Source organism: Klebsiella sp. BIGb0399, assembly GCF_003752615.1.
Classification (GTDB): domain Bacteria; phylum Pseudomonadota; class Gammaproteobacteria; order Enterobacterales; family Enterobacteriaceae; genus Klebsiella; species Klebsiella lignicola.
In genome coordinates this window covers 297,411-312,671 of the sequence record NZ_RKHT01000008.1, presented here as the reverse complement: position 1 = coordinate 312,671, position 15,261 = coordinate 297,411, and the positions used below count along the sequence as shown (strand labels likewise).

The following is a 15,261-nucleotide window of genomic DNA, read 5'->3' as shown; positions in this document are numbered from 1 at the left end:
GCAGCGTCCTTACTTTTTCTCTGCGAATTCAGCCAGGAGTGGCCAGCGTTTCAGCGCCGCGGCCAACTGCTCGCGCCGGGAAATGTCATGGTAGTCAATTTCAGGCAAAGAAAATGCCCGGCTTAGCGCCAGGAAATCATTTTGAAAGGTATAGCCTAGTGTGGCATCAGAAGGTCCTACAGGCTCTTTTCCCGGCATTTTACTTTCCATTCACAAATAACACATAAATAAAGCCCAGGGGCAAAAGGCTTAATCTCAAATAACCTATACCCAAAATAATTCGAGTTGCTTGTAGGCGGCAAGGCCGTAAATCCCCTGGAGCTTACTCTAGTAAGTGACTGGGGTGAACGGTTGCAGCCAACACCCAGGCAACTTGAAGGATGAAGGGTATATATATGCTAAAACTGATACCCTTTAATTTCAATGTTAGGTTTACTCTGCCGCTTTCGCTAGTAAACTATTCTAGTGTAAATCAGTTCTCGCGAGGGACGCCGTGGAAAACGTATATACTTTGGGCATTTCATCATTGTGGGATGAAGTCTGCCATATGCCCGTAGGCGGCGTATGGTGGCTTAACGTTGATCGCTACAAAGATGCGGTAAGCCTGCTCAATCAGACGCTTGCAGCACAAGATAAAGACTGCAAAGTCGCGGCCATCGTGATGGGAAATACACCGAGTAAAATCATTTCAGTCGATCCTCAGCGCGGTCCGGCAAAAATTGCGGCGTTCACCATGCCGGATAGCACAGAAGCGCTGGAAGAATTGCATCGCGATTTACTTTGTAGCCTCGATCCGGATAACTATCTCTTTATTCTGCTGGCTTCAGAAAATGCCTGGCAGAATATCAAAAAAGAACAATTATGCCGTTGGGCTGAAAAATCTCACCGATGGACCAAATATCATCATTGTTCATTGTTAGTGCTTAATTCCGGTCAGGATGTTGATAAGCAACTTTCCCCCCTGCTAAATGAATACCGGTCGCTTTCCGGGCTCGCCAGCCTGCGCTACCAGGGCGATAGTTTTTTATTTGATATTGCTTTCTGGGGCAGCGAAAAGGGAATGAGCGCGCAGCAGCAGCTGACGGTTTTACACGGCGACGACGGCTGGCACCTGGCGCAAGATGAAGAGACGCTGGTGCAACCGCGCAGCGATGAGAAGGTGGTACTGAGCAACCTGCGGGTGCTGGAAGGTGCGCCTGCGCTGTCCGAGTACTGGACGCTGTTTGATACCAACGATGCCGTCTTTAATGCCGCACGCAAATCACAGGCGGCCACCCTGCTGTTCTCCATCACCCAAAACGAACAGATTGAGCAACTGGGCCGCTATATCCATATCTTGCGTAAGCAGCGCGGCAGCGCCTTGAAAATTGTCGTACGCGAGCAGACGCCAAGCCTGCGCACCACCGATGAACGGCTGCTGTTAAGCAGCGGCGCGAATATGGTGATCCCCTCCAGCGCCCCGCTTTCCCGCTGCCTGACCTTAATAGAAAGCGTGCAGAAGCAAAAATTCACCCGCCATATTCCAGAAGAGTTTGACACCCTGCTGAGCTGGAGCCAGCCGCTCAATCTGCGCGGTTTCCAGAAGTGGGGCGATTTCTGCACGGCGGTGCACAACATCATGACGAACACCATGCTGCCTGAAGACAGCAAAGGGGTGATGGTGGCGTTACGTCCGGCGCCGGGCCTGCGGGTCGAGCAGGCGTTAACGCTGTGTCGCCCGAATCGTATGGGCGATATCATGACCATCGGTAATAACCGATTAGTGCTTTTTCTGTCGTTTTGTCGCGTGAATGACCTCGACACCGCGTTAAACCATATTTTCCCGTTGCCCACCGGCGATATCTTCTCTAACCGTATGGTTTGGTTCGAAGATAAACAGATCACCGCCGAAATTCTGTTGATGCGCGGAATCGATCCATCTCAATGGAATACGCCGTTGCCGATCTCGGTCGAGAAAAATGTCACCATCAATGCCACCCATGATGGACGCCACTGGCGACGGTTCCCTGAACCGCATCGTCTGTCCACTGACAGGGAGAAAACGTCATGATGTCCATCAGTGATATTATTCAGCTGGTCGTACTATGCGCCCTGCTTTTTTTCCCGTTGGGATACCTGACGCGCCATTACCAACGCCGTATTCGCACCACCTTACGGTTGATGTTCTTTAAACCCCGTTATGTCAAACCGGCTGGCGTCTTACGCCGGGAAGCAACAACTCAGCAAGGCAAACTGAATAAATGACGAATGAAAAAACTAACGCTACGCCGCTTCCGCTCTGGCAGTACTGGCGCGGCCTGGCCGGTTGGAATTTTTACTTTCTGGTAAAGTTTGCGCTGCTTTGGGCGGGGTATCTTAACTTTCACCCGATGTTAAACCTGGTGTTCCTCGCCTTTTTGCTGGTACCCCTGCCAAAGTACAAGCTCCACCGCCTGCGCCACTGGATTGCCATTCCCCTCGGCATTGGGCTGTTCTGGCATGATACCTGGCTGCCGGGACCGGAAAGTATCTTTAGTCAGGGTTCACAGTTAGCAGGCTTCAGCGCCGATTACATCTGGGACCTGGTGACCCGCTTTATTAACTGGAATATGGTCGGCGCCTTCTTCCTGCTGCTGGTGCTGTGGCTGTTCATCAGGCAGTGGTTGCGCGTCACGGTATTGGTCTCCGCCATTATGATCTGGCTGACCATCAGTCCGCTGCTCCCGGCCTTTACGCTGTGGCCTGCCGGCCAGCCGACAACTGCGGCCGCCACCACCGCGCGGACCAACAATAACGCCGCTTCAGCCGCCAGCACGACGGCGGCCAACGGCGATATTCCGGCGCAGACCGAACCGCCAACCTCCGCCAATTTAACCAACTGGCTGAACACCTTCTATGCTGCGGAACAGAAACGCAAAACGCCGTTCCCGGAACAGCTGCCGGCGGATGCCCAACCGTTTGACCTGCTGGTAATCAATATTTGTTCGCTGTCGTGGTCGGATATTGAAGCGGCGGGGCTGATGGACCATCCGCTGTGGAAGCACTTTGATATTGTGTTCAAAAACTTCAACTCGGCGACCTCCTACAGCGGCCCGGCGGCGGTACGTCTGCTGCGCGCCAGCTGCGGTCAGCTGTCACACTCGAACCTGTATCAACCGTCGGGGAGCGACTGCTACCTGTTCGAAAACCTGGCAAAACTCGGCTTTACCCAGCAGCTGATGCTCGGCCATAACGGTCTGTTCGGCGACTTCCTGAAAGAGCTGCGCAGCTTAGGCGGCATGCAAAGCCCGCTGATGGATCAAACCGGGCTGCCGGTAAGCCTGCAGGCCTTCGACGGTTCGCCGGTGTATGACGACTTAGCCACCCTGAACCGCTGGCTGGAAAAAGAGAACAAAGAGGGCGACGCGGCCCGAAGCGCTACCTTCTACAACATTCTGCCGCTCCACGACGGCAACCACTTCCCGGGTCAGAGCAAGACGGCGGACTACAAAGTACGTGCGCAGAAGCTGTTCGACGAGCTGGATAACTTCTTTACCGAGCTGGAAAAATCGGGCCGTAAAGTGATAGTTGTGGTGGTTCCGGAGCACGGCGGTGCGCTGAAGGGTGACAAAATGCAGGTGTCTGGCCTGCGCGACATCCCAAGCCCGTCGATCACCAACGTGCCAACCGCGGTGAAATTCTTCGGCATGAAGGCACCGCACCAGGGCGCGCCGGTCATCATTGACCAGCCGAGCAGCTACCTGGCAGTGTCTGAACTGGTGGTTCGCGCGCTGGATGGCAAGATGTTCACCGAAGATAACGTTGACTGGCAGCAGTACACCGCCGGCCTGCCGCAAAGCGCGCCGGTGTCAGAAAACGCCAACGCCATTGTCATGCAGTACCAGGGTAAACCGTACGTTCAGCTGAACGGCGGAAGCTGGGTACCGTACCCGCAATAACCTGACTCGCGGCCGCAGAGGGAAACCCTGCGGCCGCGCTTTCGCCCCCCGGTTCTTCTCCGTTCTTCCCCTTATCCAGCCCCTTGTTCTGCCCTGTCCCCGCGGCTTTGCGGTCTTCTGCGCGGTTCCCTTCGCCGTTGATGCGGGCAAAAACGCCGTGACAGCCGTCGTTTCAAAATATACGATGTATATATGAATCATTACGGAACATATATATGGGCATTGTAAAAATCACTGACCTGCTGCACGACGACATTCGCGATGCCAGCAAGGCCATGTCACGTTCGGTGAACGCGCAGGCGGAATACTGGATCCGTCTGGGCATGATGAGCGAGCTCTATCCGGAGCTGAACCATCAACAAATTAAGATGATGATGCTGAAATCCGGTTCCGACCGTTTGCTGGAGGTGATCAATGCCATCAATTCGCATTAAAACCGCCGATGAGCTTGCCAGGCAGCGCCACGCCGGGGAGCTGTTAGCCTCGGTATTTGACATGCTGGATGCCTTTATCCAGCCCGGCGTCACCACCATGGCGATTAACGATCGGGTGGAAGATTTTATCGTTAATCAGCTGCACTCCCGCCCCGCCAGCAAAGGGCAGTACGATTTTCCGTATGTGCTGAACACCTCCATCAATGAGGTGGTCTGTCACGGGATACCGAAAGAGGCGGAGCACCTGAAATCCGGGGCCATTGTTAACGTCGATATCACGCTGGAAAAAGAGGGGATGATCGCTGACTCCAGCAAAATGTATCTGATTGGCGAAGTCTCCCCGCTGGCCCGTCGGCTGGTGAAGAAAACCTACGAGGCGATGTGGAAAGGCATTCACGCCGTCAAACCCGGCGCGACCCTGGGGGATATCGGCCACGCGATTCAGAGCCATGTTGAAAGCCATGGCTACAGCGTGGTGCGAGAGTATTGTGGCCACGGGATCGGGCAGGAGATGCATGAAGACCCGCAGGTACTGCACTACGGAAAACCGGGCGAAGGCACCGTTCTGAAAGAGGGGATGGTCTTTACCATCGAACCGATGGTCAACCAGGGCGACAGCCGGATTAAGGTCAAAAAGGACGGCTGGACCGTGGTGACCCGCGATAAGAAATTGTCCGCGCAGTGGGAGCACACCGTGGCCGTCACCGCCGACGGCGTTGAAGTCCTGACGCTACGCCAGGGCGAAATTATTCCGCATTGATCCTAGCGAGGCGTCCGACGGCTAACGCGACTGGTCGTGGCTGGCCAGCCAGACCAGCAGTTTCAGGCTGGCGGAGTAGTAATCATCCTGCGCGGTGATTTGCGGGTCACCCTGCGGCTCCCCCATAGTCAGGTCGCGCACCGCCAGCAGGCCGCCGGTCATAAACCATGACGGAACGTTGTCGTTGCTGACGTTGATCCAGGCCGGCGTCTGCAGACGCGGATAGCTGTTGAACCAGTTTTTCCATGGCGTCAGCAGGGCGCTGCGCGGATCAGCCCAGGAGAGATACAGCGGGATGCGAATCGCGTCATAGCTCATGCGTGGTGGCCACTCTTTCGCCGGCTCCATCCTGCCGTCCGCTTTCAGCGCGACCCAGTCGGTAGGCAGTTTTGATTTACCCCAGCCCATTTTCCCCAGCAGCGTCAGACCATCGCTTTGCAGCTTGCGCCAGGCGGTCAGATGGGTGTGCTCGGCAAACGCCTGCCAGGCCGGGAAGATAAAGTAGGACGGGTTAATATTAAGATGATCGTTGAGGTTGAAGCCTTTCGCACCAGGCAGCATCACCTGATAACCGGCGAAGGTCACCACCGTATTTTTCAGCAGTGCCGCAGTAATCGCGTCGGAAGCCGCACCGTAGGACTTGTCGCCCCACTGCTTCTGGGCGCGCAGCAGCGCCCAGGCAATCATGGTATCGCCATCGGTGGCGTCGTTCTTATCCGCGATCGGGTTCGGCGCGATGGGGTTATAGCGCCAGTAAAACAGGCCATTGTCTTTATTGCGCAGCGTTTTATCGGTCCATTGCCACAGCTTGTCGAAGGCGGGACGATCGTTTTTCGCCACCGCCAGCAGCATCGCGAACCCCTGTCCTTCGGTATGAGAAATACTCCCGTTGCCGGTATCAACGATTCGCCCGTCGGCCATCATAAAACGTGATTTATAGCTTTGCCACGCGTCATCAGCCCACGCACGAGGAAGCACCATCATCGCCACTATGACCGCTATTACTGCACGCAAAGACATAAGGTCACCCGTTATGGATGGAAGTAGAGGAACTGAACATCCGAGACCGAGAACAGTCTTTCACGTTGCAACACCACGTGCGTACTGCCGCCCTGCCCCTGTAGCCAGCGAGAATAAAGCCCCTCGAGTATGGCACAAAATGCATTACACCAGCGCACCCGGTGCGCGTCATCGCGACTCACCGGCAGCGCGCGATGGCGCAGTCGTAACCCGTCGTCACCCACATCGACGCTGACCACGCCCCACTTGAAGCGGCTCAGCCACTGGTTGATATTGGCTTCCAGCTGGCCCACGGTTTCCGACTCGGGCAGCGGGTAGCGATCCGCCAGCATCTCCCCCATCTGGCGTAAGAAGGGCTGACTTTCCAGCTCCCCGGCGTTGTTCAACATGCCATCGACCATGATCAGCAGCAGGTCAAACCATCCGGCTGGCGTCTGCTGCTGTTGAAACCAGGTCATGACTTCCGCGTTGTTATTCTCTGTCATGATCAGTTGTCTCCCAACATATAGCGGATATAGAGACCCGCGGTGCTCTCGTTATAGTCACCGAAGGTGTCGTAGCCAATCTGGCCGCCCAGCGTCATCTGCTTGTTCACTTTGTAATCGGCCCCGGCGCGCAGCGTATAGCCAATGCCGTTCTTCGAGGTCGCCGAATAGTAAGCTTCCTTCGCAAAGCCGTTGCTGACCGCGGTCTCCAGAGTTTGCTGCCATTCAGAGTTGGTCGGGAAGTAGGCGCTCTTATCCTGGCTGTAGGATTGATAACCCACTGACCCGCCCAGCTTCATCGTCCAGTTGTCATACTTCTCGGTCAGGTTAACCGGCAGCGAGACGCTCACGTAGTTCTGCGGGCTGAAGTAGCCGCCCTGACCATAAGTGAAGTAGCTGAGGTTTTTCGAGTAGTCCATATAGCTCATACTCAACCCGGCCTGCAGCTGGCGATAATCATCGTGATAAGGCCGCAGATAGACCCCGGCGTTAGCGTTAACGCTGGTGTTGCTGGCGACGTTGGAGCCAATGTAGCTGTAGCCGCCGCCGCCCACATAGAAACCGGCATCGCCATCGTCATAGCTCAGCTGCAGGGTGCCGCCGTTTTTGGTCACCTGCCCCCAGGTTTTTCCGGAGTAGGAGTCTTTCAGGCCGACGTAGGAGAGCAGGCTATCGGTCAATGAGCGGCGCTCGCCGGTGAAGATCAGCGACAGGTAGTTGGTCAGCTTCGGCGACCATTTCACGCCCCCGACCACGGTATTAAGATCCTGGCCCAGCGGGGTGCTGCCAATATCGACACGATAATTATCGCCGCTCAGGGCCATGGCCAGCTCAACGCCATTAGCCTTCTGGGAATCCGTTGAGCCGCTGGCCTGATCGACGTTCGGTTTCAGGCTGGATGACGCCAGATAGCTGGCCACCTGGCCGGAATCGTAGGTACCGAGTTTCGCCAGATTCTCCATCCCGCTGCTGGTGGTGGCGTTAAAGTCGGAGGCGTTCAGCGTCCCCAGAGTACTTAATGCCTCAGCCCCAGGATTGCTGGCAAAATAGGTTTCCTTTTCCGTATCGGTCATCGCGGCAATCGCCGCCTGCTCGCTGGTGGCGGTGGAGATCATATTGGAAACCGCATTGGAGAGCGGGTTCGCACCGTATCGCCGCCAGGCATCGCCGGTGGCGGTGCCGGCATTCAGCGTGATCGGCGTGACGGTAAAGTCAAAACGCGAGTCGCCAAACGGCGATGAGGACCACGTCAGCGGAGTTTTCATCTCCGTCAGCTTACTGGTACCGGATTCGCCATCACGCCCACGCACTTCCATGCCGCCCTGCAGCCAGGTGCCGGTTTTTTCCTGTAACGCTTCCATCATGCTGTCTACCTGACGCAGCGTACGGGTTTGCGCGGTCTCTACCGGCAGGTCGGGACGCTGGATCCCCGGCAGGGTCGTGCCGGGTCCGGTCGACACCTGGGCGACCTGCCACGGCATATACTGTCCATAAGCCGATGCCGTCCGCGTCGGGGTGGTGGTGCGGGAGACGCCCACAAAGGGGTTATCCGCCGCCAGCACGCCGCCAACGGTTGGCGTCTGAGCGCTGTTGCTGCTCTGCAGCCCCAGCAGCTTGCCGCGCGCGCTGCGCAGATAGGTCATCGCCTGCTGGTGGTGTCCCTGCGATTCCGCCACGCGCGCCAGCAGTACCAGGCGATCCGGCGAGTTATCCGGACGCAGTCCGCCAGCCAGCTGTTCGGCCCGGTCGTTGTTGCCTTCCGATAGCGCAACGTCAATCGCGCCGGTACGCGCCGCCTGGTCCGGCGTGTCGCGGGTCATCAGATAGTCATAGACCACGCCCGCTTCTTTGTTCATTTTTCCGCTCTGATAGAGTCGCGCCATGGCGAACATCAGGTCGGTATTTTGCGGGTCGCTTTGTATCGCCCCCATCAGTTTGTCGTAAGCCCCGGCATAGTTGCCCTGTTCGCGCAGCCGGTCCGCTTCGTTGATCACGTAGCCGTTGCGGATGCTCGCCAGCTGCGTCGGCGTACTGGTGGCCTGCAGCTGCGGGTTGGTCAACAGTGCCTGGGCTTCGTTGGTCAGCCCCGCCTGATTGAGCACCGAGACCTGATCGGCATAATCGCCGGCATTGCCGGTGATACCGCCGCTGATATTATTGCGCACCAGCGTGACGGCCCCGGAGACATCGCCGCTCTGGGCCAGCATGCGCGCCAGCTTGCCGACGTCCGCCGGTGATTTTGGCGGCGTCGCGGCCATCGCTCTCAGGGTATTCGATGCCGCGACTGTATTCCCTTGCGCCAGGTAGTTCTGCGCGGTCACCAGCTGCAGGTTGTAGTTCACCCGCTGGCGTAAATCGCGCATCTGGCTGGTCTGACTGGCGGCGGGGATCCGCCCCAGCAGCGTCTGCGCCTGCTGCCAGGCACCGTTTTCACTGGCAAACAGCGCGGCGGCGTACAGCGAATTGCTGCTGGCGCCAGGCCGATAAGCAGCCGCCATGGTCGACGCGGCTTCGCTCTCATTGCCCGATTTTTGCAACAGCCGGGCGAGATCCAGACGCATCCAGGCATCGTCCGGGTAACGGGATACCCCCTGACGCAAGGTCGCGATTGCCGCCGTGACGTTACCGCTGTTGGCCTGCTCTTGTGCCTGACGACGCAGTGAATCTCCCGGCATCCCGGTCACCACGCGAGGCTGCAGCTTCTGCTGCATGCTGGCCGGCAGCGTGCGCAGCATCTCCTGCGCCTCCGCCGATTTATTCTGCTCCCGCAGGACGTAGTACAGGTTCTCGCGCGCCGGGCCGTTTTGCGGCTGGTCGTTGAGCAGCGAGCGCAGGGTTTGCTCCGCCTGAGGAAGGTCTTTGTTATGGCGCAACACATCGGCACGGAACAGTTTTGCCGACGCGCCACGCGTGCCGCTCTGCTGAGCCAGCGGCGCGGACAGCGCCAGCGCCTGGCTGATGTTGCCCTGTTTGTAGGCCTGCTGCGCCTGCGCCAGTTGGCCGTAGAATAAGGCATCAGCCGCCTGCTCGCGGCGGGCGGCTGAGTCAGCGCCGCCAAGATCCGCGGCCCGACTTAAATATTGCGACGCGGCCTGAAAGTCCCCGTTACGTTGCGCGATATAGCCCATCCCGGCCAGCGCATCGGCATCCTGCGGGTTGGTCTGGAGCACCTGTTCAAACTGCTCTTTCGCGGCGGTGGTATTGCCGCTATTGAGGTTAACAAACCCCTGACCGCGCGCCTGACCGCTGATCCGCTGACGGTAGTAATTCTGGACTTCAGTATCCTGCGGGTGACGCTGCATCCAGGTATCGTACATCGCTTCATCGCCAGCCTGCGGCCCCAGCCACAGCAGCGCCTGACGCAGGCCGCTGTCGACCTCTTTGCTGCCGCTGGCCATCGATTCCAGCATCGAGATCCCTTCCCGGCGGGTGTCCTCCCGCCAGGTCAGCGCTTTGCCTAACGCCACGCGGGCGGCGTTCTCCTGCGGATGCTGCGCCACGTACTGACGCAGTTCGCCGACCGCCTGCGGGTAGAGCGATTTGTCGCTGGCCATGGTCATGTAATATTCGGCAGCCAGGCTTGATGGCGGGGTATTGCCATTAAACATGCCCCGCCAGGTCGTTAATGCCGCCGGAATATTGCCGCTGCGCGCCTGCTGTCTTGCGAGGCTGAGCTGCCCCTGCGGGACCTTGGCCATTTTCCTGGCGTTATCCAGCTCCTGCAGATTGGGGCTATCAGGCGAGACCTTCGCCAGCCGGGCGCGCCACTGCACTGCCTCCTGAAGATTCCCGCCCTGCTGCGACCACAGCGCCATCAGGTACATGGCCTGAGTATTATTGGCATCGACCAGCAGCACTTTTTGCAGCGACTCCTTCGCCAGCTCATCGTGCGATTTTTCATGCCAGTAGTTTGCCTGGGCAAACAGCGCCTGCAGCGCGGCATCATTGCCGGCGGCGAGGGCATCACCGAGTGCGCCAAATGTCAGCGCGCCTGACAGGCAAAGGGTGGATAATTTACGGGTCGACCGGCGATTCATTTTAATCACTCTTTTCATTGGCTTTCCCCCGAATTCAGACGCTTGCGAGCATGGCGTTTAAACATTGCGGTGAGCGCCAGACCAATCATCGAGGTGGCGAACAGTCCCAGCAATGCCAGCAGTCCAGAGTGCTGGCTGGCATACCACACCGCGATCATGTACCACGGCATCTGACCGCTCGGGAAAGGCGTGTTGACCTGGAAGCTGCGCACGCCATTGTCGCTGGTGATGATTGCCGTATCGCCCCGGATACCGGCGTTGATGTGCGGTGAATCGAGGTCGACTTTCAGTCTTGCCAGTTGGTCATCGTTGCTGGCCATCGCCACCACCACCGTGCGCTGAGAGCTCCACGGCGAGCGGTAGCTAATAAAGCCGCGCCAGGCGTTGCTGGAAGAGAGATAGCGATCGGCGTCGACGCTGGCGGACGTCCAGTCGCCGCTCAGCCAACGCTGCACTTTTTCTCCCAGCCCCGACTCGCGCACACCCAGCTGGTTATCCGCCTGATAATAGGGCGAGTCCGCCAGCAGGCTTTGGTTAAATGTTTTCTGATCGAGGCCGCTGACCGCGAGGACATCGCGTTCGCGCAGATACTGCAGGCCCGCCCCACCGCTCGGAACGCCCAGCACCACCCGGTTGTTCGCCAGCGCCGTTCCGGTCGCATTCCCCGAACGGGCCGCCAGGTTGAGCAGCGTTGCCACCTGGGTTTCTGACGGTTTTTCTGCCATCAGCAACACGGTTTGCGAGTAGTCCGCGAGGCGTGAGAACGGGAACGACGCCCCGACGAAATAGGAGAGGTTTGGCAATAGCGAGAAATGGCGCGTATTGCTTAAATCAATCCATGAATCATCGGTAATGCGGCTCTTGATGTTGTTATTCATCACCACCGCACAGGGCGCGTTGTCTTTCGGCACCACGTTAAAATAGAGCGACAGCTGGTTATCCCCGTAGATCAGGTACGGCGCCAGCGGGATGGTAAACTGCTCCTGACGGGCATCGCCCCCCAGGCGGCGCCACAGTTTCTCCAGCGGCCCTTGCTTGTTCAGCGGTAAATTGTGCAGGAAGGTGTTGTTGAGCGTGACGCTCAATAACGACTTATCTTCGTTGATCCAGTTTTCCGACGGGAAGCGGTAGCCAATCTGCAGCGGAATAGTTTCGCCATCCCAGAGGTACAGGTCCGGTGCCGCGCGGAATGCCACCCGCAGCGGCTCATGCCAGACGCCGTTGACTGTCATACTTTGGTCTTTACGCAGCAGCTCGCTGATTTTTACCGGCCGATCGGTGGGGATCCAGCGCGGCGCATCATACGGTTTGCCGACCGGGATCGCCTGCGGATCCACGCTCAGGCTGGCGGTCTGCGGGGCAATGTTGCCACGGGTCAGACGCCAGGCCGCGGCGCGCAATGCCGCATCGTTTTGCCCGACGATCAACAGCAGTTTGTAGGTCGGGTTACCCGGGTTATCAACAATCTTCAGCAGCGGTTTGTCGGTTTGCGGCAGGGTGATCCCGCCCACCTGGTCGCCCGGATGACCGATAATAATGCCGTGGCGCTCCGGTAAACGATCGCGCAGCGCATTGAAGGAGATACCGCGATAGTCCGCCTGAATCCCCAGCCAGGAGGAGATTAACGCCGCGGCGCTATAAACATCCGCGCCGGCGTTTTCCGGGAAGGCCACGGCGATATCTGCAGGGGTCATCTGCATGTTGTCAAAGAACGGCCGCGGGAAATGGCTTAAATCATTGCTCAGATTCAGCGGCTGGCTTTCCCAGCTGAAGCGCGACGCCGCGAGAATGGTGACGCCCGATGTATCCTGGCTATTGAGCAGGCACTGCATGTTGTCGCCATCATTCACCTTAAAGCTCAGGTTATTGCTGGAAACCATCAGCGCCGCCGGAATATCCAGCTGGTAGTGGGAAATATCGGCCCCGTCGGTACCCAGCGGCACCGTGCCCAGCGGCTGGCCGTTAAGCATCAGCTGCAGGGTGGCATTACGGGTCGCCATTTCTGGTGACACCCGCACGTCCAGCATCAGTTCAGCATGGGTCACGACCTGGTCCGAAGGCAGCGTAAAATCCGCGCCCCCCTGACGTTGCCCGCCGCTGAGGATAATGCCGTCCGGCATCCCCATTTGCGCCAGATTAAGCGTGCCGCTAACGACCGGCGTTAACGGTACGGCCACTGGCGCAGGGGTGTTAACCGGCGGCGGTAGATCAGGCAGCGAGGCCGCCGCCGGATCCGCTGCGGTTGTGGCGTCGTCGGCCGTCGTCGCGTCAGTTGCTGGCGCGGGTGCGCCTGCAGAGGTCGATTCTGGCGTTGCCGTTGGGTCCGGGGTCGTCGCGGCATTGTCGGCGGTCGTTCCATCGACAGCAGCGCCCGGCAGCGGGAAGTTCAGCGTCGCCGTCGGTTCGGCAGGCGTCTCTTCACCGTGCAGCGCAGGCACGGAAAAGATCCCGGCCAGCAGCGCAAGCGTGGTCAATCGCTTCATAGTTGGCCATCCTCCTGCGCGGGGCTCGCAACAGGTTTCTGCCGACGGCGGGCGCCGCGGGTTTTCCAGGACAGCCAGAACAGTTCAAAGACGCAGCGCAAGATGGTCACGAACGAGCGGAACGGGTTGTCCTGCGGACGCGGCGGGTTGATCCAGGCATCCGCACGCGCCAGCACCACACGCACCAGCTCGCGGCGCAGCGATAGCGGGATATTTTCATCAAACTTGAGACGAATAAATTGCTGGTCGGCGGTCACCTGCTCTGCCGGAATACAAATGGCCCCGGATTGCAAAATCAGTTCAATCTCTTCGATATCGTCCTGCAGATGGCGGTCATCGGGCACCGCAATACGACAGCCGCCCATCGACAGGTCAGCGGTATGGCTACGTGAAACCACGCCGCTGGCGTAGTGAATCAGCACCGGAATATCCACATCGATACGGATAGTCTTACGTACCTGCCGGGTTTCGCGCGCCACGGCAATCGCTGCCAGCAGGAAGATCAGGCTGTAGAGTCCCCAGCCCACGTTCAGGGCGATAACGTTGGGGTCAGAACCGAAGTAGTCATGTCCAATGGCGCGAACGATACCGACAATGACGCCGACGCCCAGTAAACAGGCCACCACCAGATGCGGCCTGACGACGGTAAAGTCGAAGTAACCGACATCCAGCAGCCCGCCTTTATCGGTCACGTTGAACTTGCCGCGTTTCGGGAAAATCATCGTCACCAGCGTCGGCAGCACCAGGTGGAAGGCCAGCACGATGTCGTAGATTTCACCCCAGAAGCTGTAGCGATAGCGGCCGTTCATCCGCGAACCGACGTAGATCGCGAGGAACAGGTGCGGCAAGGCATACGACACGATCAGGCTCGCCGAGGAGTAGATAATATTCAGGTTAAACAACAGGTAGGCTAACGGCGCGGTGACGAACACCACCCTCGGTAACGCAAACTGGTAGTAGAGCATGGCGCTGAGGTAGCACAAGCGCTGCTGGATAGTCAGCCCCCGTCCCAATAGTGGGTTATCGAGGCGGAAAATCTGGGTCATGCCGCGCGCCCAGCGGGTTCGCTGAATCACGTGTACCACCAGACGTTCGGTCGCTAAACCTGCCGCCAGCGGAATATCGAGAAACGATGATTTCCAGCCCAGACGCTGGAATTTCAGCGCAGTGTGCGCATCTTCGGTGACGGTTTCAACCGCAAACCCACCGATATCTTCCAGCGCTTTCCGGCGGATCACCGCGCAGGAGCCGCAGAAAAAGGTCGCGTTCCAGTTGTCGTTGCCCTGCTGAATCGGGCCGTAGAACAACATCCCTTCGTTGGGAATATTGCGTCCCACCGAGAGGTTACGTTCAAACGGGTCCGGCGAGTAGAAGTAGTGCGGCGTCTGGACCAGCGCCAGCATCGGATCCTTGAGGAAACCGCCGACGGTCGCCTGCAGGAACACGCGGGTAGCCACGTGATCGCAGTCGAAGACGCAAATCAGCTCGCCCTTGGTGAGGGTCATCGCATGGTTCAGGTTGCCCGCTTTGGCGTGCTTATTGTCGTTTCGGGTGATATATCCCACCCCGACATCGGCGGCGAACACCGCAAATTCGTTGCGTTTACCATCATCCAGGAGATAAATTTTCATCTTATCCGCAGGGTAATCAATACACTGCGCAGCCAGCACGGTATCACGGACCACGTCCAGCGGTTCGTTATAGCTAGGAATATAGATATCGACCGTCGGCCAGGTGCTCATATCATCCGGCAGCGGGACGATCTCGCGCTTAAGCGGCCAGACCGTTTGCAGGTAGTTCAGCAGCAGCATCACCCAGATATAGACTTCCGCCAGAAACAGTCCCATCCCCAGAACCGTCTCGATACCGGAGTTAAAATGCAGGGTTTGCGTCAAGCGGAAATACATATAACGGGTCGACATCAGCAGCGAAGTCACGACCATAATGACCGAGATGCTGCGTTTTTTGCTAAACCCCATTAAAAACAGAATACCGATACTCAACAGACCAAAAAGATACTGCTTTTGGCTGTCCATCGGCGTAATAACCACCAGAACGGCAACGGGCGATAGCACCAGTACCAGCAACCAGAAAAGAGACTTTTTCATTCAGCAGCCCTGCAATA

At 58.0% G+C, this 15,261-nt stretch carries 11 protein-coding genes; 5 read left to right on the top strand and 6 right to left on the bottom strand.

Annotation, left to right across the window (positions count from 1 at the left end):
• Positions 1-9: 9 nt before the first annotated feature.
• Positions 10-198, bottom strand: a complete 189-nt coding sequence (gene bcsR / locus EDF82_RS19770) for a cellulose biosynthesis protein BcsR (protein WP_123757204.1) — start codon at positions 196-198, stop codon at positions 10-12.
• Positions 199-493: 295 nt separating this feature from the next.
• Here bcsR and bcsE point away from each other — a divergent pair, with 295 nt between their 5' ends.
• From bcsE to map, 5 genes are all read left to right on the top strand, one after another.
• Positions 494-2,050 (top strand): cellulose biosynthesis protein BcsE, encoded by a 1,557-nt coding sequence (gene bcsE / locus EDF82_RS19765; RefSeq protein ID WP_123757203.1) that lies wholly within the window; start codon positions 494-496, stop codon positions 2,048-2,050.
• Positions 2,047-2,244, top strand: a complete 198-nt coding sequence (gene bcsF, locus EDF82_RS19760) for a cellulose biosynthesis protein BcsF (RefSeq protein WP_123757202.1) — start codon at positions 2,047-2,049, stop codon at positions 2,242-2,244. Before bcsE ends, bcsF begins: the two co-directional genes overlap by 4 nt.
• Entirely contained in the window at positions 2,241-3,917 is a 1,677-nt protein-coding gene (gene bcsG, locus EDF82_RS19755) for a cellulose biosynthesis protein BcsG (RefSeq protein ID WP_123757201.1), read from the top strand. The genes bcsF and bcsG overlap by 4 nt, the downstream gene beginning before the upstream one ends.
• A 215-nt stretch (positions 3,918-4,132) precedes the next feature.
• Entirely contained in the window at positions 4,133-4,351 is a 219-nt protein-coding gene (locus tag EDF82_RS19750; protein ID WP_123757200.1) for a ParD-like family protein, read from the top strand.
• The gene (map, locus tag EDF82_RS19745; protein WP_123757199.1) at positions 4,332-5,111 is read left to right on the top strand and encodes a type I methionyl aminopeptidase; all 780 of its coding nucleotides are present in this window, start codon (positions 4,332-4,334) and stop codon (positions 5,109-5,111) included. The genes EDF82_RS19750 and map overlap by 20 nt, the downstream gene beginning before the upstream one ends.
• A 21-nt stretch (positions 5,112-5,132) precedes the next feature.
• Here the strand turns inward: map and EDF82_RS19740 are convergent, their stop codons facing one another.
• From EDF82_RS19740 to bcsA, 5 genes are read right to left on the bottom strand one after another with little or no spacing between them, the layout of a single operon-like run.
• Positions 5,133-6,131, bottom strand: a complete 999-nt coding sequence (locus tag EDF82_RS19740; protein ID WP_123757198.1) for a glycosyl hydrolase family 8 — start codon at positions 6,129-6,131, stop codon at positions 5,133-5,135.
• Positions 6,132-6,142: 11 nt separating this feature from the next.
• Positions 6,143-6,619, bottom strand: a complete 477-nt coding sequence (gene bcsD / locus EDF82_RS19735) for a cellulose biosynthesis protein BcsD (RefSeq protein ID WP_174510214.1) — start codon at positions 6,617-6,619, stop codon at positions 6,143-6,145.
• Positions 6,619-10,671, bottom strand: a complete 4,053-nt coding sequence (locus tag EDF82_RS19730) for a cellulose biosynthesis protein BcsC (RefSeq protein WP_123757196.1) — start codon at positions 10,669-10,671, stop codon at positions 6,619-6,621. Before EDF82_RS19730 ends, bcsD begins: the two co-directional genes overlap by 1 nt.
• Positions 10,668-13,136 carry a cellulose biosynthesis cyclic di-GMP-binding regulatory protein BcsB gene (gene bcsB, locus EDF82_RS19725; protein WP_123757195.1) on the bottom strand — a complete coding sequence of 823 codons (2,469 nt, stop codon included), beginning with the start codon at positions 13,134-13,136 and terminating at the stop codon, positions 10,668-10,670. The genes EDF82_RS19730 and bcsB overlap by 4 nt, the downstream gene beginning before the upstream one ends.
• On the bottom strand, positions 13,133-15,244 hold the full coding sequence (gene bcsA / locus EDF82_RS19720; RefSeq protein WP_123757194.1) for a UDP-forming cellulose synthase catalytic subunit: 2,112 nt from the start codon (positions 15,242-15,244) through the stop codon (positions 13,133-13,135). Before bcsA ends, bcsB begins: the two co-directional genes overlap by 4 nt.
• Positions 15,245-15,261 lie beyond the last annotated feature (17 nt).

Bases quoted from the DNA above. Each gene is read 5' to 3' on its own strand.
- bcsG (WP_123757201.1), top strand. From the start codon at position 2,241: ATGACGAATGAAAAAACTAACGCTACGCCGCTTCCGCTCTGGCAGTAC.
- bcsF (WP_123757202.1), top strand. From the start codon at position 2,047: ATGATGTCCATCAGTGATATTATTCAGCTGGTCGTACTATGCGCCCTG.
- EDF82_RS19750 (WP_123757200.1), top strand. From the start codon at position 4,133: ATGGGCATTGTAAAAATCACTGACCTGCTGCACGACGACATTCGCGAT.
- bcsB (WP_123757195.1), bottom strand. From the start codon at position 13,136: ATGAAGCGATTGACCACGCTTGCGCTGCTGGCCGGGATCTTTTCCGTG.
- bcsA (WP_123757194.1), bottom strand. From the start codon at position 15,244: ATGAAAAAGTCTCTTTTCTGGTTGCTGGTACTGGTGCTATCGCCCGTT.
- EDF82_RS19730 (WP_123757196.1), bottom strand. From the start codon at position 10,671: ATGAAAAGAGTGATTAAAATGAATCGCCGGTCGACCCGTAAATTATCC.
- map (WP_123757199.1), top strand. From the start codon at position 4,332: ATGCCATCAATTCGCATTAAAACCGCCGATGAGCTTGCCAGGCAGCGC.
- bcsR (WP_123757204.1), bottom strand. From the start codon at position 198: ATGCCGGGAAAAGAGCCTGTAGGACCTTCTGATGCCACACTAGGCTAT.
- EDF82_RS19740 (WP_123757198.1), bottom strand. From the start codon at position 6,131: ATGTCTTTGCGTGCAGTAATAGCGGTCATAGTGGCGATGATGGTGCTT.